The sequence below is a fragment of the Ruegeria sp. genome (assembly GCF_965221235.1).
In the GTDB taxonomy this organism is placed as follows: Bacteria; Pseudomonadota; Alphaproteobacteria; order Rhodobacterales; family Rhodobacteraceae; genus Ruegeria.
Genome location: NZ_CBDCRS010000003.1, coordinates 1 through 23,429, shown reverse-complemented (window position 1 = coordinate 23,429; position 23,429 = coordinate 1). Strand labels below are relative to the sequence as shown.

Sequence of the window (23,429 nt, the reverse complement as noted above, 5' to 3'; positions counted from 1 at the left end):
ACCATCCGACAGAGCGGATTTTACCGCCTGGAACGACGCTTTAGGGGTGCGCTCCAGCGTGTCGAAATCCACATCGACCAGTCCAAAGCGTTTCTCATACCCAAACGCCCATTCGTAATTGTCCAGCAGCGACCAGATGAAATAGCCGCTGACCGGAACGCCCCGTTCCATCGCATCCTGTACCGCCGCCAAGTGCTGGTTGAGATAGTCGATCCGGTCCCCATCCTGCTGCCGTTCCGCGCTGGCCATACCGTTTTCGGTGACGAAAATCGGCAGGTCGCCGGTGTAGTCTTGCTGCGTGCGGGTCAGGAAGCGGGTCAGGGCGGCGGGTTCGATCTCCCACCCCATCTGAGTCTTTGGCAGCGGGCCGGGAACCTCTCGCAAGCTGGGCCAAGCGGTATCCGCGGGCGCGATCAGTTTGCGGGTGTAGTAGTTCAGGCCGCACCAGTCGACCGGTGCCCCAATCGTGTTGAAATCGTCCTGCCAGCCGGTGGGCAGGTGAGGCTCCAGCCCCTCCAGCACGTTCTCGGGATAGGCTTTGTTGAACACGCCACCAAGGAAGAACCGATTGTAGATACCATCATAGAGGTCAGCCGCTTGGCGCGCTTCGGGGGTGTCGTCCGCAGGCTCGGCCCATTCCAGATTGAACACCGCGCCCAGATTGGACATGCCCAGACCGCGCATCGCCTCAATCGCGCGACCGTGGGCCAGCAGAACATGGTGCATAGCGCGCGCCGCCGCGCGGATGTCGCGCAGGCCGGGGGCGTGGTGGCCTTCAAAATGACTCAGCCAACTGACGCACCACGGTTCGTTGATCGGCGCGACCGAGTACATCCGGTCGCCGATCCGGCCCATGATGACCTCAGAAAAATCGGCGAACCAGCCAGCGATGTCCCGGTTACGCCAGCCGCCCAGATCAGCCAGCGCCGAGGGCAATTCCCAGTGATACAGCGTCGCGCAGGGGCGGATGCCGCGTTCCAAAAGCGCATCGGCCAGACGGTCGTAATAGTCCAGCCCGGCCTGATTCACCGCACCGCGGCCTTCGGGCAGAACCCGCGCCCAGCTGGTCGAAAACCGATAGCAATCGAACCCGGCCTCGCGCACCAGATCGAAGTCCTGTTCGAACCGGTTCAGGTGATCACAGGCCAGATCGCCATTCTCATTTCTGACCACGTTTCCGGGGGTTTGGGCGAATGTATCCCAATGCGTCTGACCCGCGCCGCCCTGTGCATGTCCTTCGATCTGATAGGCAGAGGTTGCAACACCAAAGAGGAAATCTTTGGGAAAATCAGAGCGCGTATATTTCATAGTCAGAACCTGTTGGGGCCGGGGCCGGTTGAGCCGCCAACTACCAGTTCGGCCTCCAGCAATCTAGTTTTTACCGGGTCTTCCGGCGATTTGATGCGCTCGATCAGCATTTCCGCGGCCAATTCTCCCGCCTGACGGACTGAGGACCGGGTGGCGGTGAAGATCGGCACATCTTGTCCGTTTTTCAGGTAAGACAGGTCGTCATCATGGGCGATAACGGACACGTCCTTGCCCATCTTCAAACCCGCCTCATTCAAAGCCCGACGGACACCGATGGCTGAGATCATCGACGAGACCAAAATGGCCGTCGGCGGATCGTCCAGCTGCAACATGTCGCGCGCTTCATGATGGCCATAGACCTCGGTCATCTCGGCGCTGCGCATCAGATTGGGGTCTGGGGTCAGGCCGGCCTCGTGCAATGCCTCAAGATACCCGGCGCGCCGTCGCTGGGCAAAGTCCATATCCTCTAGCCCGTTGATCAGCGCGATACGCCTATGTCCCAAGTCGAGCAAAAACCGCGTGGCGCGCAGGAACGAGCTTTTGTTGTTCACGTCGATCCAGTCATAAGGCCCCTCGGCCCCGGTCGAACGGCCATGAACGATGAATGGCACATCCATTCGGGTCAGCACTTCGATCCGGGGTTCGTTGACCTTTGGGCCCTGCAAGACCACACCGTCTACCGCGCCGCGTTGAAACAGGCTGCGATAGGCCTTTTCGATCGAGATGTCCTCGGCGTTGGTGAACATCATGTCGTACCCATGCGCGCCATATGTCCGCGCAGCACCGGCGACAAAATCGCCAAAGATCGGGTTTACCATCTCATGCTGTGACGAGCTGGGAATGACATGCCCGATGACCATCGAGCGCCCTGTCGCCAGCCCCTTGGCGCGACTGTTCGGGCGATACCCGTGCTTGGCGGCGGCGGCCTGAACCCGGGTGCGCGTATCCTCGTTCACCTCGGGATACCCGTTCAGCGCACGGCTGACCGTCGTCTGCGAAAGCCCGAGGATTTCTGAGAGTTGCTTCAGGTTCATATGTATTCAAAGCGCCTTCAAAGATTTTGACATGTTCTGTTTTGTGAAGATTTTTCCCGTGCGTCAACAGAATTTCCCAAACTTGCAGGGAATATTAATAATGTGGGCATCTGTAATCCAATTCTTGACAGAATCTAAATGTTGACGGATAAAACCATCCATCCAAAGCGCTTTGAAAATTGAACTTCAAAGTCGCAAGATACTGTTGGGAGGATTATTCATGAAACACTCGCTATATGCAGGTGCGGCTGCGTTCGCTCTGCTGGCCGGGTCGGTTCAGGCCGAGGGCGATCTGCTGCATTCCGTTGGTGAGGGCAGCTTTGACTGGGACGGGTTTCAGGCGTTCTCGGAAGCGCATGACCTGAGCGGTGAAAGCCTGACCATTTTCGGACCGTGGCTGGCGGGTGAGGGTAAATCCTTTGAAAATCTGGTGGCCTATTTTGACGAGGCCACCGGCGCGAATTCCAGCTATGTCGGATCGGATTCACTGGAACAGCAAATCCTGATCGACGCCGCAGCCGGGTCGGCCCCGAACCTGACTGTGTTCCCGCAGCCGGGCCTGGCCGCGAATATGGCGAAGAACGGGTATCTGACGCCTTTGGCCGATGGGTCGGCGGACTGGATCAAGGACAATTTCGCCGCCGGTCAGTCCTGGGTTGATCTGGGGACGTTTGAAAATGCCGAAGGGGCCAAGGAGTTCTACGGCTTCTTCTTCAATGTGAACGTCAAGTCTCTGGTCTGGTACATCCCCGAGAATTTCGAGGATTTCGGCTATGAAGTCCCGACCACCATGGAAGATTTCAAGGCGCTGATGGACCAGATGGTCGAGGACGGCGAAACGCCTCTGTGCGTGGGTCTGGCATCCGGTGGGGCCACCGGCTGGCCAGCGACCGACTGGGTCGAAGACCTGATGCTGCGCACACAGCCGCCAGAGGTCTACGACCAGTGGGTATCGAACGAGATGAAGTTCGATGATCCGCGTGTCATCGCTGCGATCGAGGAATATGGCAGCTTTACCCGCAATGATGATTACGTCGTTGGCGACGCGGATGACACCGCCGCGATTGACTTCCGCGACAGCCCAAAGGGTCTGTTCGACAGCCCGCCGGCCTGCATGATGCACCGTCAGGCCTCGTTCATCCCGGCCTATTTCCCTGAAGGGACCGAGCTGGGTGTGGATGCCGATTTCTTCTACTTCCCGGCTTACTCCGAGAAGGATCTGGGAACCCCGGTTTTGGGTGCAGGCACTTTGTTCACCGTCACCAATCCCAACCCGGCGGCTGAGGCATTCATGGAGTTCCTGAAAACCCCATTCGCGCATGAGATCATGATGTCGCAGGACGGCTTTCTGACCCCGCATCTGGGGGCCAATGCCGAGAACTACGCCAATGACACGCAGCGCGGTCAGGGCGAGATTCTGACCAACGCCACCACCTTCCGCTTTGACGGGTCCGACCTGATGCCGGGCGCGGTGGGCGCAGGCACCTTCTGGACCGGCATGGTCGACTATTCGTCGGGTGCCAAAGATGCCGCGACCGTGGCTGGTGAGATCCAGTCCTCGTGGGATGCTGCGAAGTAACTAAGGCACGGGGCGGCCACTGCGCCGCCCCTGTTGCTCAGCGAAAGAGGGCGTCATGACACCGGCACTTCAGGGCCTGCTGACCATCGTCATCGGTGTGTCGGGTTGTGTGGGCTACTTCTACCTTTCCAACCAGTTTCTGGACAAAGTCCTGTTCCCGCCGCGTGGGCCGAACGCAGGGCGCAATATCAATCGGGCGAATATCATCCGCCCTTGGCTGTTCCTGTTCCCCGCGCTGGCTGCGTTGGGGCTGTACCTGGCCTATCCGGTTATTGAGACCTTGCGCCTGTCACTCACGGAGCGCATGCCCGGCGGCGGGTATAAATGGGTTGGGCTGGACAATTACACTCAAATGGCGGCCGAGCCGAAATTCTGGGAAGCCATGCGCAACAACATGTTCTGGCTGATCGTGGTGCCCGCGATGTCCACCGGGTTCGGCCTGCTCGTGGCGCAGCTGACTGACCGCATCCGCTGGGGCAATTTCGCCAAATCGCTGATCTTTATGCCGATGGCGATCTCCTTCGTCGGCGCCTCGGTGATCTGGAAGCTGGTCTATGATGCGCGCCCGGCGGAACAGGATCAGATCGGCATTCTGAACGCGCTCTATATCTTTTTCGGCGGGGCCGAGCCGCAGACTTGGCTGACCGTGCCGTTCTGGAATTCGTTCTTTCTGATGATCGTGCTGGTCTGGATTCAAACCGGCTTTGCCATGGTGATCCTGTCCGCAGCCCTGCGCGGCATCCCCGAGGAAACCATCGAGGCCGCCATTCTGGACGGCGCAAATCCGTTCCAGATTTTCTTTAAGATCAAGGTCCCGCAGATCAAGACGACCATTCTGGTGGTCTGGACCACGATCACCATCACCGTGCTCAAGGTGTTCGACATCGTCTTTGCCATGACCAATGGCCAGTGGGAGACGCAGGTTCTGGCCAACTACATGTACGACAAACTGTTCCGCGCCAATGACTGGGGGGTGGGGTCGGCCTCGGCCATGGTGATCATGCTGCTGGTGACGCCGATCCTGATCTGGAACGTGCGCAATGCGCGCAAGGAAATGGAGTAGGCCATGAGCGATATTGCAGGAACCAAACCGGCGCTCAGATGGGTTGTGCACCTGTCGGTCATCTTCCTTGTAGCGCTTTGGGTGATCCCGACGCTGGGCTTGCTGATTTCATCCTTCCGCACGGCGGATCAGATCTCATCCAGCGGGTGGTGGCGGTCGATATTCCCTTCGGAACAGACCCTGACCCTGCGTGCCGCCGCGCCGGACACGCAGGTGCTTGAGAACGGGGTTTACGTGATCGAAGGACAGCTTTTTGGCGCAGACGAACAGGCGAAGATTTCGAGCTGGGGTATTAGCGCACGTGATGTGGACGCCTTTACCCCCGGTGATACGGCTGAGCTGCGACGGGGCGGCACGGTCACCGTGGACGCGGACGGCAATTACCGGATGGAGAATTCGGAGGAATTCACCGGCAATCGCGGTCCGCGCATCTTTGTCACCGCCGAATTGCCACCCGAATTCACGTTTGAGAACTACCAGAAAGTGCTGCTGGACCAAAGCAGTACGGACAGCATGGCTAAGGCGTTTTTTAACACGCTGACGGTGACGATCCCGGCGACGATCATTCCGATCCTCGTTGCGGCCTTCGCGGCCTATGCGCTGGCTTGGATGGAGTTTCCGGGCCGCGCCTTACTAATCGCCGCGGTGGTGGGCCTGCTGGTTGTGCCGCTGCAACTGGCGCTGATCCCGTTGCTGAAGTTTCACCTGAATATTGGCATTGGCAAAGGCTATCTAGGGGTCTGGCTGGCCCATACCGGGTTCGGGATGCCTCTGGCGATCTATCTGCTGCGCAATTACATGGCCGGGCTGCCGCGTGACCTGATCGAGAACGCCCGAGTCGACGGCGCGACCGAGTTCCAGATTTTCACCAAGCTGATCCTGCCGCTCAGCTTTCCAGCACTAGCGTCCTTTGCGATCTTCCAGTTCCTGTGGACATGGAACGATCTGCTCGTGGCCAAGGTGTTCCTGATCGACGCCACCGGCCAGACCACCGTGATGACCAACCGCATCGTCGAGTTGTTGGGGACACGCGGTGGCAACTGGGAAATTCTCGCCACTGCGGCCTTTGTGTCGATCTTCGTGCCGCTCGTGGTTTTCTTCGCAATGCAAAAATACCTGGTCCGGGGCCTGTTGGCCGGATCTGTCAAATAGAGGCGTTTGATGAACGTGCAGAACACCGTAGAACTTACAAAAGCAACCAAAGCAGCCGCCGACTGGTGGCGGGGCGGGGTGATCTATCAGATCTATCCGCGCAGCTTTCAGGACAGCAATGGCGACGGGATCGGAGATCTGAAGGGCATCACGCAACGGCTAGGCTATATCGCCTCGCTGGGGGTGGATGCGATCTGGATTTCGCCGTTCTTCAAGTCTCCGATGAAGGATTTCGGCTATGACGTCAGCGATTATTGCGATGTCGATCCGATGTTCGGCACGATGGAGGATTTCAAGGCGATGCTGGATCAGGCCCATGCGCTGGGTCTGAGGGTTATGATCGACCTCGTTCTGTCGCATACCTCGGATCAGCATCCGTGGTTCAGCGAAAGCCGTGCAAGCCGGGAAAATGCGAAATCCGACTGGTATGTTTGGTCCGATGCCAAGCCGGACGGTACGCCGCCGAATAACTGGCTGTCGATCTTTGGTGGCTCGGCCTGGCAATGGGATTCGCGGCGCCAGCAATATTACCTGCACAACTTCCTGACGTCTCAGCCAGACCTGAACTTCCATTGCCCAGACGTGCAGGACGCGCTGCTGGATGTGGCGCGGTTCTGGCTGGATTTGGGGGTCGATGGGTTCCGTCTGGACACGATCAACTTCTATTTTCACGACAAGCAGCTGCGCGACAACCCGGCGCTGCCGCTGGATCAGCGCAATGCCTCCATCGCGCCCCAGGTGAACCCGTATAACCATCAGGATCACCTGTTCTCGAAAAGCCAGCCCGAGAATATCGCCTTCCTCGAACGGCTGCGCGCCCTGACCGACGAATACGAAGGCCGCGCCTGTCTGGGCGAGGTCGGCGATGCGCAGCGTGGACTTGAAATCATGGGCGAATACACCACCGGTGATAAGCGCATGCACATGTGTTATGCGTTCGAGTTCCTCGAAAAGCGGGCGCTGACGGCATCTTACACCAAGCACGTCTTCGACCAACTTGAGGCCAAGGCGGGCGATGCGTGGCCGTGCTGGGCGTTTTCCAACCATGACGTCCCACGCCACGCGTCGCGCTGGGGTCTGAGCGATGCGGCCACCCGTCAGCACGCGGTGCTGATGATGTGCCTGCGCGGCTCGGCCTGCCTGTATCAGGGCGAGGAATTGGGCCTGCCCGAAGCAGACGTGGCCTATGAGGACTTGCAGGACCCTTACGGCATCGAATTCTGGCCCGAGTTCAAAGGCCGCGATGGTTGCCGCACGCCGATGGTCTGGGCGGCGCAGGATGAGCAATCGGGCTTTAGCACCGGACGTCCGTGGTTGCCGGTCAGCGCCGCACAATCCGAACGTGCTGTGGATCGGTTGGAGCAGGACGAAGCCTCGATGCTGCATCACTATCGCCGCGCTATCGCCTTGCGCCGCGCACATCCTGCTCTGATGTCTGGGGCGCAAACGGATATGGCGCAATCGGGGCCGATCCTGTCCTTCCTGCGCGAAGACGCGGCTGAACAAGTGTTCTGCGCCTTCAATCTTGGGTCAGAGGCGGCCGAAATCACCATTCCGGACGGTAACTGGCAGGTTATCGGGGAGGAGTTGGGCAGCGTCGACGGGGCGGGGAAAATGACCCTCGGCGCTGCTCAATTCTGTTTGTTGGCGCAGGACAAGGGGTAGGTCATGTCGGAACTCAACCTCACTGACGTAGCCAAAACCTATGGCAACGTAGATGTTCTCAAGAACATCAATTTGGACATTGAACGAGGCGAGCTGATCGTCTTTGTCGGGCCGTCGGGCTGCGGTAAGTCCACCTTGCTGCGCATGATTGCGGGGCTTGAGAAAATCTCGGGCGGTACGCTTGAGATCGAAGGGCAGGTCATGAATGACGTGCCACCGGCGCAGCGGGGGATCGCAATGGTGTTTCAGAGCTATGCGCTCTATCCCCATATGACCGTGCGTGAGAACATGGCCTTTGCGCTGAAGATCGCCAAACTGCCTGCTGCCGAGGTTGATGCTGCGGTCGATCGCGCCGCCAAAATTCTGCAATTGGAACCGTATCTGGACCGTTTGCCCAAGGCCCTGTCTGGTGGGCAACGTCAGCGGGTTGCCATTGGCCGCGCCATCGTGCGCGACCCAAAGGTTTATCTGTTTGACGAGCCGCTCTCAAACCTCGACGCGGCGTTGCGCGTAGCCACACGGATCGAGATTGCGCGCCTGAAAGAGGCGATGCCCGACAGCACGATGATCTACGTCACCCATGATCAGGTCGAGGCAATGACGCTGGCCAGCCGGATCGTGGTTCTGGCCAACAAGGGCATCGCGCAAGTCGGTACGCCGCTTGAGCTGTACGAGACACCTGACAACGAGTTTGTCGCGCAGTTCATCGGCTCGCCCGCGATGAACCTGTTGCCCGGGATCATCACGCAAACCGGCGCGCAGACGGTGGTAAAGCTGGATGGCGGCGGCACAGCCGTGTCCGGCATTGCAACAGATGCGGCGGATGAGGGCAAACAAGTGAATATTGGCGTTCGTCCCGAGGATTTCCAACCCGCCGACAGCGACCCGATTCTGGAAGGGGTTGTGGATTTCACCGAAGCCTTGGGTGAGGTCACATTGCTTTACTTCGCGGCGGCGCAGGGTGCCGACTCCGTTGTTGCCAAACTGCCTGGCGTACACCGAAATATGCGCGGACAGACGGTTGCTGTGACGGCCGACCCCGCCAAGGTACACCTGTTTCACCAAGGGATTTCTATGCGAAAATAGCCCGTCCGGGACGGGCGCTTGACAAGTCGGGGGCCACTGTTTCACCATATTGAAACGTTTCAATAGGTGACGGCGCCCGGAAATGAGGATATCGGCACAGCTATATACCGTGCGGCAGGTGGGAGATTTGACAGCCCAGCTTGATCTGGCTCGAGCCTGCGGCTTCAGCGATATTGAGACGATTGGATTCCATGATCTGCCCCCGCAGGAAATGGCGCGGCAGATCGCGGACTCTGGCCTGACAGTGCGGTCTGCGCATTTCGACTGGGAAGAGTTTGAGGCCCGGTTCGATGAAATCCCGCGCCTGTTGCGTCGGCTCAGCTGCGAAGTCACCGTGATGCCGTGGCTATCCCCTGATAAGCGCCCCGATACGATCAATGGATGGCGCGCGATTGCGGAACAGTTGGCCGAATGGGCCGATCAACTGGCGGCGCAGGGCATCCGACTGGCCTTCCACAACCACGATTTTGATCTGGTGGATCTGGGTAGAATGACCGCGCTGGACGTTATCCTGTCGCACCAAGATTTGCACTGGCAGCCGGATATCGGCTGGCTGGCGGTTTCCGTGCCGGACCCGGCGGCGTTGCTGCGGCGCTATGCGGATCGGATCGTCTCGGTCCATGCCAAGGACGCGGACCCAAGCCAACAGGGCGACGCGCGCTGGCGCAATCTGGGCCAGGGTGTGGTGGACTGGCCCAGCGTGTTGGGGGTTCTGAGCGAAAGCCCTTGTTCGGACCTGTTCGTGGAGCATGACGAAACGTTTGACCATGCCGAAACCCTACGGGTTGGACGGGCGTTCCTGACGCAACACCTGTCGGTCGAGGTCCCATGATGGCGCGCGCAACGATCAAATCGGTTGCCCGCGAAACCGGCTATTCGGTCGGCACCGTCTCAAACGCGCTGCGCGGGGCCGCATCCGTGCGGGAAGAAACCCGGCAAGAGATTCAGGCCGCCGCAGCCAGACTTGGTTATCGCGTCAACATGGACGGGCTGAAGCTGCGCACTAACAAATCTTATCGCATTGCTGTTTTGGTCAGCGTCTCGACCGAGGCGTCTGAGGAATGGGAGGGGGTAGAATTCACCCGCATTCTGGCCGGGATATCCGCCGCCCTGCATGACTCGCGCTATGAGATGAGCGTGTTCAACGTGGCTGATCTGTCCGATGCTATGACGACACTGGCCCGGATCGTACAAGACGGGTTGGCCGACGGAGCGATCTTTTCTGGCACGTTGCACGATGACCCGCGCATCGCGTTCTTACAGCAACATGGGTTTCCATTTGTGACCATGGGGATGAGCAACAGCAAAACGCCCCATGCTTACGTAGATATCGACAGTCAGGCGGCGGCTTTCGACGCGACAGCGCGGCTGGTGCAGTTGGGGCATCGGCGCATCGCGCTCGTGAACCCTCCGGCCCAGTTGATTTACGCAACTCAGCGTGAACAGGGGTATACGCAGGCGTTGACCGAGGCTGGGCTGAAGCCAGACCCGGCTTTGATCTTCAATGGCCCCACCACTGCGCGCACCGGTCAGAATTGCCTGGAGGCGCTGATGAAATTGCGCGGTCGCCCCACAGCCGTCATCTGCGCAAACGAGGCGATGACGCTGGGTGTTCTGTCTGCCGCCCACAAATCGGGTGTTCAGATCGGCAGGGAATTGGTGGTGATCTCGACCGACGATCTGCAACTCAGCCGCTATTTCGTGCCGCCGCCCAGCACCTATTACGTGCCGATTGAGGACACCAGCCGTCTGCTGGGCGAATACATGTTGAAAGCTTTGGACGGGGCCGACCCGTCCGAGACCCAGAAAAAGATCAGGGCCACACTTATCGAGCGGCAACCTGACACCCCTGCGCCGCAAACGGCGCCCACAACCTGAACCAACAGAGGAGTAACCGGAGATGTTCAAGAACTTATTTGCCGCAGCGGCCCTTGCCGCATTGGCCGCGCCGGCCGCGTTTGCTGCCGATCTGGACGGGCGCGTTCTGAAAATCGGAACTGACGCCACGTATCCGCCGATGGAAACCGTCGATGAGGCCACGGGTGAGATCGTGGGCTTCGACGTGGACGTGATGAATGCGATCTGCGATCAGGTCAATTGCGTCCCGAATTTCGTCAACACCGCATGGGATGGTATCTTTGCCGCGCTTCAGCAGGGTGAGTTCGATCTGGTGATTTCGGGCGTTTCCATCACGCCGGAACGGGAAGAAACGATGGATTTTTCGGAACCCTACATCGTGGTCAGTCAGGCCATCCTGTTGCAGGTCGACAATGCCAGCATGACGCTGGAAGATTTCAAGGCAGGCGGTCAGAAACTGGCGGCGCAGACCGGCACCACCAATGCACAACTGGCCGAAGAACTGGTCGGGCGCGAGAATGTCAGCCTGTATGATAATTTCTCGGCCGCCATTCTGGCGCTTCAGAACGCAGATGTGCAGGGCGTTATTATCGACGGCACCTCGGCTGCTGCTTACGAACAGGAATTTGCCGGAGAGCTGACGGTTGGCATCACCGGCCTGCAATCCGACCCGCTGGGCATCGTGTTTCAGGAAGGCGACGCCACGGTTGACGCAATCAACGAAGGGCTGGCGGCGATCAAGGCCGACGGCACGTTGGACAAGCTTGTCGCCAAATATTGGGGCACTGAATAACCCAGTCCGGTCCGGTGCCTGACGGTGCCGGGCCATCCGAACGTTGTGAGGTCCCATGACGCGTCTCAGCTCGATCCGCCCGAGCAATCTTGTTTTGCTCGCTGCGGCCCCATTCATCATCTACCTGTTTGCGACATCTTCGAAATACCTGCGCTCGCTGATTGCGATTTTGGGGATCGGGAATAATGCAGGTCCGATATTTGTCGGATTTCTGCTGGTTCTGGTGGCGGCCATTCTGGGCTATCTCTGCGCCCGCAACGCGCGGTTTCCGACAGCGCCCGCGTGGGTGCGTCTCTCGGCGCTGGCCGCGTTGCCGGCGGCTTTGGGGCTGGCGGTTCTGGGTTTTGTTGCACCTCAGGTGCTTATGCCCTTCGCCGAGTCGGTCTTCTTTCACGCGCTCAGCGAGAACACCTCAACCCTGATCGACCGGTCTTCGCAAACATGGGTGCTGTTCCCGGAGGTGGTCGGGCAGGTGCAAACCGGCCTTCAGGTGCTGCTGCTTGTCTATGCGCTGGTCATTGCGGGCATCCTGCTGTCAGCGCGGCTGCCGATCCGGGCGCGCGGATATGCCCAACTTGGGTTCGAGATCCTGACCGGAGCAGCCCTGTTCTATCTTATGTTCATGGCGCATTGGCAGTTCGCCACCGGTGTGGCAATCACCTTCCGCGCGGCGATCTTCGCCTATATCTTCGCCGCTATTCTGGGTCTGATCTGGGTCGGGCTGCAATCGTTTAAACCCAAAGCGCGGACGACGGTTGTTTACGGCTGTATCAGCCTTGCTTTGCTGGCTGTATCAGCATTCTTTTTCATGCAGCCGCAGGTAAAATATGAGCTCATCGGAACGCTAGACGCGCGCATCGCCATTGTGCGCGGGACGCCGCAGGCACAGGCGGATGTGATCCGGTTTGGCGAGTTCCAAGACGGGGAAGACCAGCAATACCGCATCCGCAGCGCCCCCGACGCAGCCAGCGCAGTTGAGCAGATTGAAACGGTGGATAGCGTGTCGGGTGCATTTGTTCCGGTTGGCACCAATACCAAGGGCTATCCGGTGATCTGGCAGACGCAGTTTCTGCCCGACAAATATCGCAACCCGGCTTTGGCCTTTGCCGTGTTCGGCTTTTTGCTGTTGACCCTCACAGTGGGCGGCGCGCAACACAAACTGCACCCGCTGGCTGTAGGGGCAGAGTTCTTTGTGGATACGATCCGCGGCATTCCGATGCTGGTGATCATCCTCTATATCGGCCTTCCTTTGGCGGGTGCGGTAAAGGATGCCACCGGCGGCGGCATCGACATGACCAATATGACGCGCGGGATCATTGCTATTTCCGTCGGATACTCTGCCTATATGGCCGAAATTTTCCGGTCCGGGATCGAAGCCATTCCGAGGGGCCAGATTGAGGCCGGAGGCTCACTGGGTCTGTCGCGTTGGCAAACTGCCCGGCTGATCATCCTTCCGCAGGCACTGCGGATCGTGACGCCGCCCTTGGGCAACGAGTTCATCGCAATGATCAAGGACACCTCACTGCTGTCGATCCTGTCGGTTCGCGACATGACCCAGCGGATGCGCGAATTTCAGGCGGCCAGCTTCCTGCCTTTCGCGCCATTCAACACGGCTGCGATCCTTTATGTCGTGATCACGCTGGGCTGCGCCAGCTTCCTGAAATGGATCGAACGCCGCACGGCACGGGAAGACCGATGAGCAAACTGGAGCTGGGGGTCTGCTACTACCCCGAACAATGGGACCGGTCGCTCTGGCGTGAAGACGCGCGGCGCATGGTTGAGATGGGGCTGGATTGGGTGCGCATCGCCGAATTCACCTGGGGGCTGATTGAGCCGGAGCGCGGGGTTTTTCACTGGGACTGGCTGGATGAAATAATCGACATTTTGGGCGAGGCCGGTTTGCGGGTGATGATGTCCACACCCTCGGCCGCGCCGCCGAAATGGTTGATTGATGAACACCCCGAGATCCTGCCGGTCGGCCCGGACGGTCGCGTGCGGGGCTTTGGGTCCCGCAGACACTACTGTTTTTCCAGTGAGATCTATCTGGCCGAGGCCCATCGGATCGCCACCGAATATGCGCGCCGATACGGCCAGAACCCATATGTTCACGCCTGGCAGATCGACAATGAATATAACGACCACGATACTGTGCTCAGCTATTCTGACGCCGCACGGGACGGGTTCCGGCGCTGGCTGGCGGAACGGTATGAGTCGATTGAAACCCTGAACAAAACCTGGGGTGCGGTGTTCTGGGGCTCGCTCTATTCCAGCTTTGACCAGATCGAATTGCCCAACGGTCTGGTGGCAAGCCCGAACCCGACCCATGCGCTGGATTTTGCGCGCTATTCCTCGGATCGGGTGCGTCTGTTCAACCGCGCGCAGGTGGATGTGCTGCGTGAATTCTCGCCGGGTCGGGACATCACCCACAACTTCATGGCGGGGAGTTTCGAGTTCGATCACCACGCCGTGGCCGCCGATCTGGATATTGTCGGGTTCGACAGTTACCCGCTGGGCAACCTGTTGGGCTCGACCCTGTCTGAGCCGGAAAAGCACCGCTACCTGCGGACCGGCGCGCCGGACTATCAGGGCTTTCACTGTGATCTCTACCGATCTCAGGGCCGTGGCCGCATGTGGGTGCTGGAACAGCAACCGGGTCCTGTGGACTGGGCCGAGAAAAACCCCTCACCGGCGGACGGGATGGTGCGTCTTTGGACCTGGGCTGCCTATGCCCACGGCGCTCAGGCGGTGATGTTCTTCCGCTGGCGGCAAGCCAAATTCGCGCAAGAGCAGTACCACACAGCGTTGCTGCGGTCAGACGGAAGCGTAGATCAGGCCGGGCTCGAGCTGGCGCAGGTCGCATCCGAACGCGCGGCTCTGCCTCAGGCGACGCGGACGCGGGCGAAAGTGGCCATGTTGTTGGACTACGAATCCCTCTGGGCCGCGGATATCCTGCCGCATGACGACGCGTTTCCAAACGCGCAGATCGTCCGCGAATGGTATGCCGGGCTGCGTGCGCTGGGTGTCGATCTGGATTTCGTCGGGCCGGAAGATGATCTGGACGGTTACGTTTTGATCGCTCTGCCGCAAAGCATGATCGTCTCGCCCGAATTGGCCGCGCGACTGAGGGACAGTCCGGCCAAATTGCTGATCGGCGCGCGCGCGGGCAGTAAGACCAGCGACCTGCACACTCCGCCAAACCTGGCACCCGGAGAGCTGGCGGATCTTGCAGGTGTCAAAGTTCTGCGGGTCGAATCCCTGCCCGAACTGGCGCAGGAAACGGTGCGGATGCCGGACGGGTCCGAGTATGGTTTCACCGGATGGCGCGAGGTTATCGAGACCACTGGCGACATAATCGGCCGCTTTTCCAGCATGTATCGGGATGCCAGCCCCGCAATCGCCAGAACCGACAAAGCGACATATCTTGCAATGCTGCCACGTGCGGGTTTGTTACACGCCGTTCTGGTTGAAACGCTATCATGGGCGGGGCTGCCGACCGTTGAAAGTGATGCCGATTTGCGGGTTACACGTCGCGGGGATTTGGCGTTTGCGTTCAACTTTGGAGCGGCCGAAAAACCTCTGCCAACCGATAAGCCATTGAAGTATCTTATTGGTGGGCCGATTGTGCCGCCCTATGGTGTGTGTGTCTGGTTTGATTCGTAACGTGCGTGGCACCAAAATCTGCGCCGATTCAAACTGGACCTATGAAAACTGAAAACTGTCACTTTTGGGCTAGTCGTCGGAACGCAAAAGTCTGGCGTCAAAAAACAAAAAAAACGAGCACAGTTCAACAACGGGAGAAAAGAACATGGCTGAACGGAAAAACCTGTCCAGGCGCACGGTGCTGAAAGGCGCGGGGGCGGCTGCACTGGCCGCGCCGCTTTATAGTAAAAGCGCGCTGGCATCCTCGGGTGAGATCAACATTCTGATGTGGTCGGACTATCTGCCGCCTGCATTCCTGCAAGAGTTCGAGACCCTGACCGGAATCAAAGTGAACTATACCGGCATCGGTTCGAACGAAGAAATCATCAACAAGATGAAGGCGACCAAAGGTCAGGGCTTTGACATCGTCTCGCCCACCAACAACCGCTCGCTTCAGTGGGAGCCGCTGGAACTGCTGCAACCGTTCGACATGAACAAGGTTCCGATCGATCTGGTGAACCCGGCGATGGCAGCGATTGGCACTGATGCGTGGAACTTTGGCGACAGCGGCGTGCATTGGCTGCCGCATATCTGGGGTACCGAAGGTATCGCTTATCGCACCGACCTGTGGCTGCCCGAGGGCGACGCACCGTCTTACGGCGATGTCTGGTCCGAGGAAAACGCAGGCAAGACTATGGGCCGCGCGCATTCGATGATGCTGGGTGCCGGTCTGTACATGGAACGTGCCGGTGAGATGGAGCCGGGCTCGGTCTGGGCCGCATATGGCGATGAAGAGACCATGCGTAAGGTCTGGGGTCAGATCACCGATTGGTGCATCGAGCGTAAGAACCGGATCAAGCTGATCTGGAACGATGCGGATACTCAGAAAAACGGCCTGCTGAACGAAGGTGTGGTCGTTGGCCAGACATGGGACGGCCCGCCGCTGGCCCTGAAATCGGCGGGTGAGCCGGTGCACTATCAGGCCCCGGTCGAAGGTGCGATGGCATGGGTTGACGGTATGGCAATGCCCACGGGTGCGGCTAATACCGAACAGGTCTACGCCTTCATCGACTTTGCCTATCAGGCCAAACCAGCCGGCGTTGCGATTGACAGCCACGGCTACAACTCGCCTGTTCTGGGTGCCGACCAGTATTCCGGCGACACCTACAAAAAGAACTTTGCCGAGGCCTATCCGGGCGACTCGCTGGCCAACCTCAACCCGTGGCCTGCCGAAGCACCGTGGTATGCGGAAACCCGGACCGAGTTCGTCAACAAATTCAAAAGCGCCTGATCGCTTTGAAGCACAGCCCTCCGCCTATGCGCGGGGGGCCATCCACCCGTACGCCGTCTTGGCGTGACGGTCCCTATTATGGTGCGGGCAACATCCGCACCTGTCGGAGATACCTAAAATGAGTGCAGGGGTCGGTGTAGATCTTGAGAACCTGTGGATCCGTTTCGGCGACTTTGTCGCCGTGCGGGACGCGAATGTGAACATCAACGGGGGCGATTTCTTTTCGTTCCTGGGCCCCTCGGGCTGTGGCAAGACGACGATCCTGCGGGCAGTGTCCGGGTTTCTGGACCCAAGCGAGGGCCGGGTTCTGATCGGCGGCAACGATATGCGCGGGATCGGGCCGAACAAACGCCCCACGGCGCTGATCTTTCAGAACCTCGCGCTGTTTCCGTTGATGAAGGTGTGGGAGAACATCACCTTCTCGATGGAAATCAAAGGCGCCAGCGCCGCCGAACGCCGCAAACGCGCGGATGAGCTGCTGGACATGATCGCGCTGCCGGGACAGGGCGACAAGTTGCCCAGCGAACTTTCGGGCGGTCAGCGTCAGCGGGTCGCCATTGCGCGTGCGCTGTGTGCCGAGCCGGATGTGTTGTTGCTGGACGAGCCTCTGTCGGCGCTGGACCTGAAATTGCGCCAGCACATGCGGACCGAATTGCGTGAAATTCAACAGCGCGTTGGCATTACCTTTATCTACATCACCCACGATCAGGGTGAGGCGCTGACCATGTCGGACAACATCGCCGTCATGCGCGCCGGGGTGATTGACCAAATCGCCGATGGCAAGACCATTTACAACGATCCGAACACGGCCTTTGCGGCGTCATTCGTGGGTGAAAACAACGTGTTCCGTGGCAAGATCAAGCAGGTCATGGGCAACGAGGCTTTGATCGCGACCAATCGCTCGGGCGATCTTGTGGCGCGGATATCGACGGCCAATCAGGGCAAGATGAAAGAGGGCGACGACGCCATGATGTTCGTCCGCCCCGAAGCTTTTGCCATCGCCGCGGACGGCGCGACCGGCGATCATTTTGTCACCGCCCGCGTGAACCACGAAGAGTTCGAGGGCAATGTCTTCAACATCTTCACCGAAGGTGACGGCGGGAAAGAGATCAAGGTTTCCTTGCCGAACCTGGGCCAATCCTTCGAAGACCACACCGGCCAGACCATCACGCTGGAATACGAGACCCGCAACGCGGTTCTGGTTCCTGCGGGTGAGTTGGCGGCAGAGTAAGGGGTTAAGCAGATGCCCCAATTTCTGAAGGACTTCTTCAACCGCAACGGCACCGGAATGGGGCTGGCGATCCTGGGTCTGGTCCTGTTCTGGACCATCGGCCTGATCATCCTGCCCCAGCTGTCGATGCTGGACTTCTCATTCCGTCCGAACCTGCCGCCGCCTGAGATCGGCGGACCTAAGGACGTCTACACGCTGGAGAACTACAAATACCTGATCTACGGCCCCGAGGGCGGCAGTCAGGCGTATAACGCGGTCGATCTGCGCGTCTTTTTCCGGACGTTGCTGGCAGCGGTCTGCGTGACGATCTTCAACCTGATCCTGTGCTATCCGATTGCCTATTATCTGGGTCAGTCCAAGGGCAATCACATCCGCATTTTCGCGATCATGCTGATCATCCCCTACTGGATCAACGAGATCCTGCGCGCTTTTGCCCTGCGGATTATCTTTGGCGAGACCGGCGTTCTGAACACTCTGTTCGTGGGTCTGGGCATCTGGGACACGCCGTTCGATTTCATCCGCAATGACATCGCGCTCTATGCCGGTCTGGGCTATGCCTACATCCTGCTGATGATCTTCCCGATGTATAACGTGATCGAAAGTCTGGACAAAAACCAGATCGAGGCCGCGCGGGATCTGGGTGCGCCGTGGTGGCGGATTCACTGGCGGGTGGTTATTCCCTATGCCAAGCCGGGCATCAGCTCGGGCTGTACGATGGTGTTCATGCTAAGTGCCGGAGCGCTGGCTGCCCCGCAAATTCTGGGCGGACCTTCGTCGCTATGGTTTACGCAGCTGATCTATCAGCAGTTCAACGACAACAATGACTGGCCGCAGGGGGCCGCCTACGCCATCGTGCTGCTGGTGACCTGTATCCTGTTCGTGCTGGCCATGATGCGCCTGTTCAAAGTGAACATGGGGGATATCGGGAAATGAATAATTCCTTCCTCCGCATAAGCATCTGGGTCTATCTGGTCATCTTCTTCCTGTACCTGCTGGGTCCACTGGTGATCATGTCGGTGACCGCCTTCAACTCTTCGGCCTTCCCCAGGATGACCCCGTGGGAATGCCTGACCTTCCAGTGGTTCGGAGAGTTGTTTCAGGATCAGCGCATTCTGAACGGCATCAAGAATTCGCTGATCATCGGGGCCGGGACGGTTGTTCTGTCGGTGGCGATGGGTCTGGCGGGCGCGTTGATGCTGACGCAGATCTGGCCCAAGCTGCGCGCGACTTACTACACGATCATCATCGCGCCGATCCTGATCCCGGGCGTGGTTCTGGGTATCTCGACGCTGGTGTTCTGGGACCGGATCAACCGGATGCTGGGGCTGGGTGCCGACAGCTTCCTGTCGAACGGGATTTTCCTGACGGTGATCGGCCAGTCGACCTTTATCGCCAGCTACTGCATGCTGGTTCTGGTCGCGCGGCTTCAGCGCTACGACGTGGCGCTGACCGAGGCGGCGTTGGACCTTGGTGCAACCCATGCACAGGCGTTCCGCAAAATCCTGCTGCCTTTCATGCGCCCGGCGATTGCGTCGGCGGCGGTGCTGGCGTTCCTCGCCTCGTTCGAGAACTACAACACCACCACCTTTACTTTCGGCGAGTACCCGACGCTGACAATCGAGCTGGCCCAAAAGGTCCGTTATGGCATCACGCCTTCGATTTCGGCTTTGGCCTTCATCATTGTGGCGCTGACCGTGTTTTTCGCCCTGCTGAACGAAGCCAAGCTGAAGCGGCAGGAGCTGGTCGCAGCGGCACGTAAGAAGGCGACGGTCGAAGAACTGGCAGGCAAGATCAAACTGCCCAGCTTCTTTGCGGGCAACATGGCAGCGGTTTTGCTGGTTGTCTTTGCCGTGGCCACGATCACCGTGGTCGGCACTGCAACTGCCTACAACCCGGCGCAATGTATCGCTGACGTGCGCGAGCAAAAGCAACTGGAGGCCGAACAGCGCATTCAGGAGCTGCGCAAGCAGCGCGAGGAACGCCGCAAGCAACGCGAAGCCGAAGAGGCCGAGCAAGGCGACGCGCAATCCGCGCCGAAACCGTCAAACAACAGCGGCTTTGGCAACGTCTTCGCGCCGAACACGCTGGGTGGTGACGGGGAAGAGGAAAGCTCGGACACCGAAACACCACCGGCCAGCAACGGTGGGTTCGGAGGGGCCTTCGATCCCAACAGCCTGCAAAACGATCAATAAGGCAAACTTAGGCGCGCCCAGAGAGGTTACCCCTCTTCGGGCGCGTTTCTATCCAGAATGGCGACGTCGCATGCGCCGATCTCGTGTCCGTTCCAAACAATCGGCTTGGCGTTGTAGTTGATTAGAAACACGTGCTGATCTGTTTCTCGCCGGCGCAGCCCGGCTGGCATCGGATGCACGTTCAGATCGACCCGCTGTGCGGCCATGGCGACAACGCGATCCCAGAGAGCGTCATCCGGGAAACCCGACAGATACCACAGACGATCCTGCCCCTTCAGCGCGGCCGTTCCGTCTGCGTAGGTCAGCAGGTCCGAAGCCGTGCCGGAGAGCCGGTCAATCCAGTGCAGCGCCGCTCCGCCTCCGACCACGTCACGTTGGACGTTCGGAGGAAGGGTTTCGACCAGATCGACCTCGCAGTCCAACCCGGACAGACCCGGACGTCCCGTTTCGGGAATCTGGAAGTCATGCGTAATCGCGCCACTGCGGGGGCCGAGTATGGCCAACTCGCTGCCCTCGGTCAGGCGTTGTTCCATCCCGTTATCCAGCGTCGAAAGTCCCGGAGCGAGGATCAGCTGATAGCCAGCCTCCGCCGCATCGGTTGGTGAAATGAAATCCACCGACAAGCCGGCCCGCCGCAACGCGCGATAGGCCGAGAAAACCAGCCGGAAGTAGTCGAATCCTGCGCCTTGCGGCTGTGTTGCCCAGGCCCAGTCCGAGGCATAGTCGAACAGAATGGCGACATCAGCCTGTGTCTGCGTGACGGTGCCCAAACTGGCCAGTTCATCCGCGGTCTGCCGCGCCTCGGCCAGCGCAGGGGCTGGCCGGTCATTAGGTGTCAGTAACCCGGCGTGCATCTGTTCCTGCGCAAACGGAGCTTGCCGCCAGCGGAAATAGCTGACCACTTCGGCCCCATGTGCCACCGCCTCAAGCGACCACAGACGCACCATTCCGGGCAGGGGGGCCGGGTTGTAGGGCGCCCAGTTCACCGGGCCGGGCTGTTGTTCCATCACCCACCAACGACCCCGGCCCACGGCGCGGTAAAGATCGTGGTGAAAGGCCTGCATGTCCGGGTCGCCCTGTTGCAGAAACGCGGATTTGTGAGCCTCATCAGCTTCAAGCCGGTCAGACAAGAATCCGATCGGATAGCTGTCCCATGTGGCGATATCCAAATCCTCTCCGACCTTGAAATGGTCGAAATCCAGAACGCGGCCCATGTAATTGTGCAGCAACGGCGCATCGGTCAGGGGCCGTAGCGCATCGACCTGTGCCGTGTTGAAGGCCACCACCTGATCCGAGCTGAACCGGCGAAATGCCAGAACATGCGCGGGGTTCGGCTCGGTTACGGTCAGGTTGGGCAGGTCGATCTGATCAAAGCTATCGTACTCCATCGACCAGAACACATTGCCCCACGCAGCGTTCAGCGCGTCGACCGTACCGTACTGATCGGCCAGCCAGTGCCGGAAAGCCTCCAACGCCGGTTGGCTGTAGCTGACCGTGGTATCGTGACATCCGTATTCATTGTCGATCTGCCACGCCGCTACATGCGGATTGCGGCCGTAGCGTTCGCCCATGATCCGGGCGATGCGAACGCATTCCTCGATATACCCCTGATGACTAAAGCAATAATGCCTGCGCGAACCAAACTTTCGCGGCTGCCCCTGCATGTCCACGGCCAACATATCCGGGTGCTTCTCAAGCATCCAACGCGGCGGCGTCGCTGTGGGCGTGCCAAGCACGACCTTCAACCCCGCAGCCCCCAGTACCTCAATCGCGCGATCCAACCAATCAAAGCGCAGATCGCCGGGGGCGGGCTCCATCCGGCTCCAGGCAAATTCTCCGATCCGCACCCATGTCAGACCGGTTTCCGCCATGCGGGCGGCGTCTTTGGCCCACATCTCTTCGGGCCAGTGTTCTGGGTAGTAGCAAACGCCAAGTTCGGGGGTCATAGATGGACTCTGTGTTCGGCCTGCCCCTTGCCTGCCGCGGGCGCGGCGAAGGTCATGCCATTGCTAGGCTGTGCGGACAGTGTTTCCGCGCTCAGCCCTTGGCGGGCCGAGGTGCAGAAAAGTGTGGTCAGATCATCGCCACCGAATGCAGGGCAGGACGTATGTGCGGCTGCAAACGGTATCGCCGTCAGGAATTCTCCTGCCGGGGAATAAGTCGCCACACGGTTTGCGCCCCATTGCGCAATCCAGACGTTGCCTTCGGCATCGACCACGGCGCCATCGGGGTTCAGATCATCTGCGCGCAGGTCCAGAAACACCGCGCTTGGCCCTTCGGGCCATCCTGTTTCGGGATCCAACGGCCAGCGCATAACTTGACCCGAATTCCGGATAAGGTCATGTCACGTTGGGAATGCTTCGAATGACGTCTGGGACGACAACTTTCCCCATTTTGACCTTCGGCTGCGCCAGAACGTAGGCCACAACGCAGGAGAGCACGTGAACGAAGGCATTGGTTGGTGATCGGTGCCGCGTGTGTTCCAATCCCATGCCAGACTTGAGCTTGTCGAACAGGGTTTCGATGATGAACCTTTTGCGCAGCAGGATCTTGTCCAAGAGCGGCAGCAGGTAGTTTTTCATGTTGCGGCGAATGCCGGTGATCAGATGCAGGCCGCGCTGCCACAAACGCCGAAAAAGCGCTTTTGATATGTAGCCTTTGTCGGCGAACATCTTGCCGTCCAGTTCGGCAACCATAGCCTCAAACGGCTTGCGATCATCGGTGTTTCCGGCTGTGATCTTCACAGCCATAACTTGGCCCTTGCTATTGATGACCATGTGCAGCTTGAAGCCGAAGAACCAGCCCATGGTGCTACGCCCGCGTTTGGCCAGTCCTTTGAACACCTTGTTGCGGCTGATCCGGGCGTTATGGCAAACCGCCAGCTTGGTGCTGTCGGCAAAATAGAGTCCGGTCTCTTCTCCACGGAAACAATGCAGCAGCACGCAAAATGGCACGAGCAGGCGTGGCATCAGTGTGACGAACCGGCCATAGCTTGGCAAATCGCCAAAGCAGTCCCGGTATTCGATCTCCACCCCATAAAGCCAGAAATGCTTGAAATCCTTGTAAGCTGAGCCGTGAAACAGAACCATGATGAACAACATCTCGCTGAGCGAGAGTTTCCCGGACCGCAGCCGCTGGCGGCCTGTGTCGATCAGGCGATGCTTTTCCCAATCTTCGAAGGTTTTTGCAAAATCATCGATACAGCAAAACAAAGCAGTGATAGAGGTGTTCACGAGGGGCATTCCTATCCGTTGGTTTCGGTTACGGATAATGAATCAGGCCACGCCAGATTTGGGAATCCCCTCACCCTCGCTTAAGCAGAATCGGGGTTGACTGTATAAGACGTGACAGGCCTGGCCCGGAGGACAAATGGCATCTGGATGAGGTCGTAATTCCAATCAATGGCCAGAAATATTGGCTGTGGCGCGCGGTCGATGCAAACGGGGATACGCTGGACATTCTGGTCCAGAAACACCGCAATGCGAAGGCAGCGCGGCGGTTTCTGCAACGTTTGATTGAGGTGTTTGGTGATCCCCGTG

The 23,429-nt window shown here is 59.2% G+C and carries 18 protein-coding genes and 2 pseudogenes; 15 read left to right on the top strand and 5 right to left on the bottom strand.

Translation table 11 applies throughout. The features are described from left to right. Nucleotides 1-6 precede the first annotated feature (6 nt). Together ACOQOY_RS00570 and ACOQOY_RS00565 are read right to left on the bottom strand one after the other, a co-directional pair. Nucleotides 7-1,308 (bottom strand): annotated as a pseudogene (locus ACOQOY_RS00570) (GH1 family beta-glucosidase); the annotation flags it as partial. Nucleotides 1,309-1,310: 2 nt separating this feature from the next. After that, nucleotides 1,311-2,342, bottom strand: a complete 1,032-nt coding sequence (locus tag ACOQOY_RS00565; RefSeq protein ID WP_420583547.1) for a LacI family DNA-binding transcriptional regulator — start codon at nucleotides 2,340-2,342, stop codon at nucleotides 1,311-1,313. Nucleotides 2,343-2,562: 220 nt separating this feature from the next. Between ACOQOY_RS00565 and ACOQOY_RS00560 the strand changes: the two genes are divergently transcribed. From ACOQOY_RS00560 to ACOQOY_RS00495, 14 genes are all read left to right on the top strand, one after another. Further along, nucleotides 2,563-3,921 (top strand): ABC transporter substrate-binding protein, encoded by a 1,359-nt coding sequence (locus ACOQOY_RS00560; protein WP_420583546.1) that lies wholly within the window; start codon nucleotides 2,563-2,565, stop codon nucleotides 3,919-3,921. 55 nt (nucleotides 3,922-3,976) lie between these two features. After that, the gene (locus ACOQOY_RS00555; protein WP_420583545.1) at nucleotides 3,977-4,984 is read left to right on the top strand and encodes a carbohydrate ABC transporter permease; all 1,008 of its coding nucleotides are present in this window, start codon (nucleotides 3,977-3,979) and stop codon (nucleotides 4,982-4,984) included. 3 nt (nucleotides 4,985-4,987) lie between these two features. Further along, nucleotides 4,988-6,136: a carbohydrate ABC transporter permease gene (locus tag ACOQOY_RS00550; RefSeq protein ID WP_420583544.1), complete on the top strand. Its 1,149-nt coding sequence runs from the start codon at nucleotides 4,988-4,990 to the stop codon at nucleotides 6,134-6,136. A gap of 9 nt (nucleotides 6,137-6,145) precedes the next feature. Next, entirely contained in the window at nucleotides 6,146-7,801 is a 1,656-nt protein-coding gene (locus tag ACOQOY_RS00545; RefSeq protein WP_420583543.1) for an alpha-glucosidase, read from the top strand. 3 nt (nucleotides 7,802-7,804) lie between these two features. Beyond that, complete coding sequence (locus ACOQOY_RS00540) at nucleotides 7,805-8,887, top strand: ABC transporter ATP-binding protein (protein ID WP_420583542.1); 1,083 nt, start codon at nucleotides 7,805-7,807, stop codon at nucleotides 8,885-8,887. A 127-nt stretch (nucleotides 8,888-9,014) separates the two neighbouring features. Then, nucleotides 9,015-9,719: a sugar phosphate isomerase/epimerase family protein gene (locus ACOQOY_RS00535; RefSeq protein ID WP_420583541.1), complete on the top strand. Its 705-nt coding sequence runs from the start codon at nucleotides 9,015-9,017 to the stop codon at nucleotides 9,717-9,719. After that, the gene (locus ACOQOY_RS00530) at nucleotides 9,716-10,765 is read left to right on the top strand and encodes a LacI family DNA-binding transcriptional regulator (protein ID WP_420583540.1); all 1,050 of its coding nucleotides are present in this window, start codon (nucleotides 9,716-9,718) and stop codon (nucleotides 10,763-10,765) included. Before ACOQOY_RS00535 ends, ACOQOY_RS00530 begins: the two co-directional genes overlap by 4 nt. A 22-nt stretch (nucleotides 10,766-10,787) precedes the next feature. Then, nucleotides 10,788-11,537, top strand: coding sequence for a basic amino acid ABC transporter substrate-binding protein (locus ACOQOY_RS00525; RefSeq protein WP_420583539.1), 750 nt, complete (start codon nucleotides 10,788-10,790; stop codon nucleotides 11,535-11,537). A 55-nt stretch (nucleotides 11,538-11,592) separates the two neighbouring features. Then, nucleotides 11,593-13,236 carry an amino acid ABC transporter permease gene (locus ACOQOY_RS00520; protein ID WP_420583538.1) on the top strand — a complete coding sequence of 548 codons (1,644 nt, stop codon included), beginning with the start codon at nucleotides 11,593-11,595 and terminating at the stop codon, nucleotides 13,234-13,236. After that, complete coding sequence (locus ACOQOY_RS00515; protein WP_420583537.1) at nucleotides 13,233-15,197, top strand: beta-galactosidase; 1,965 nt, start codon at nucleotides 13,233-13,235, stop codon at nucleotides 15,195-15,197. The genes ACOQOY_RS00520 and ACOQOY_RS00515 overlap by 4 nt, the downstream gene beginning before the upstream one ends. A 145-nt stretch (nucleotides 15,198-15,342) precedes the next feature. Next, a complete protein-coding gene (locus ACOQOY_RS00510; RefSeq protein WP_420583536.1) occupies nucleotides 15,343-16,467 on the top strand; it encodes an extracellular solute-binding protein in 1,125 nt (374 codons plus the stop codon). 118 nt (nucleotides 16,468-16,585) lie between these two features. Next, nucleotides 16,586-17,698, top strand: coding sequence for an ABC transporter ATP-binding protein (locus tag ACOQOY_RS00505; protein ID WP_420583535.1), 1,113 nt, complete (start codon nucleotides 16,586-16,588; stop codon nucleotides 17,696-17,698). A gap of 12 nt (nucleotides 17,699-17,710) precedes the next feature. Continuing rightward, nucleotides 17,711-18,631 carry an ABC transporter permease gene (locus tag ACOQOY_RS00500; protein WP_420583534.1) on the top strand — a complete coding sequence of 307 codons (921 nt, stop codon included), beginning with the start codon at nucleotides 17,711-17,713 and terminating at the stop codon, nucleotides 18,629-18,631. After that, nucleotides 18,628-19,890 (top strand): ABC transporter permease subunit, encoded by a 1,263-nt coding sequence (locus ACOQOY_RS00495; RefSeq protein WP_420583533.1) that lies wholly within the window; start codon nucleotides 18,628-18,630, stop codon nucleotides 19,888-19,890. Before ACOQOY_RS00500 ends, ACOQOY_RS00495 begins: the two co-directional genes overlap by 4 nt. 26 nt (nucleotides 19,891-19,916) lie before the next feature. On the opposite strand, the gene ACOQOY_RS00490 is transcribed toward ACOQOY_RS00495, so the two are convergent. The 3 genes from ACOQOY_RS00490 to ACOQOY_RS00480 are packed head-to-tail and all read right to left on the bottom strand — an operon-like array spanning nucleotide 19,917 to nucleotide 23,111. Then, nucleotides 19,917-21,836: a beta-galactosidase gene (locus ACOQOY_RS00490; RefSeq protein WP_420583532.1), complete on the bottom strand. Its 1,920-nt coding sequence runs from the start codon at nucleotides 21,834-21,836 to the stop codon at nucleotides 19,917-19,919. Further along, nucleotides 21,833-22,204, bottom strand: coding sequence for an SMP-30/gluconolactonase/LRE family protein (locus tag ACOQOY_RS00485; RefSeq protein ID WP_420583531.1), 372 nt, complete (start codon nucleotides 22,202-22,204; stop codon nucleotides 21,833-21,835). Before ACOQOY_RS00485 ends, ACOQOY_RS00490 begins: the two co-directional genes overlap by 4 nt. 25 nt (nucleotides 22,205-22,229) lie before the next feature. Then, nucleotides 22,230-23,111 (bottom strand): IS982 family transposase, encoded by an 882-nt coding sequence (locus tag ACOQOY_RS00480; RefSeq protein ID WP_420583515.1) that lies wholly within the window; start codon nucleotides 23,109-23,111, stop codon nucleotides 22,230-22,232. A 113-nt stretch (nucleotides 23,112-23,224) separates the two neighbouring features. Here ACOQOY_RS00480 and ACOQOY_RS00475 point away from each other — a divergent pair. Next, a pseudogene (locus tag ACOQOY_RS00475) lies at nucleotides 23,225-23,429 on the top strand (DDE-type integrase/transposase/recombinase); the annotation flags it as partial.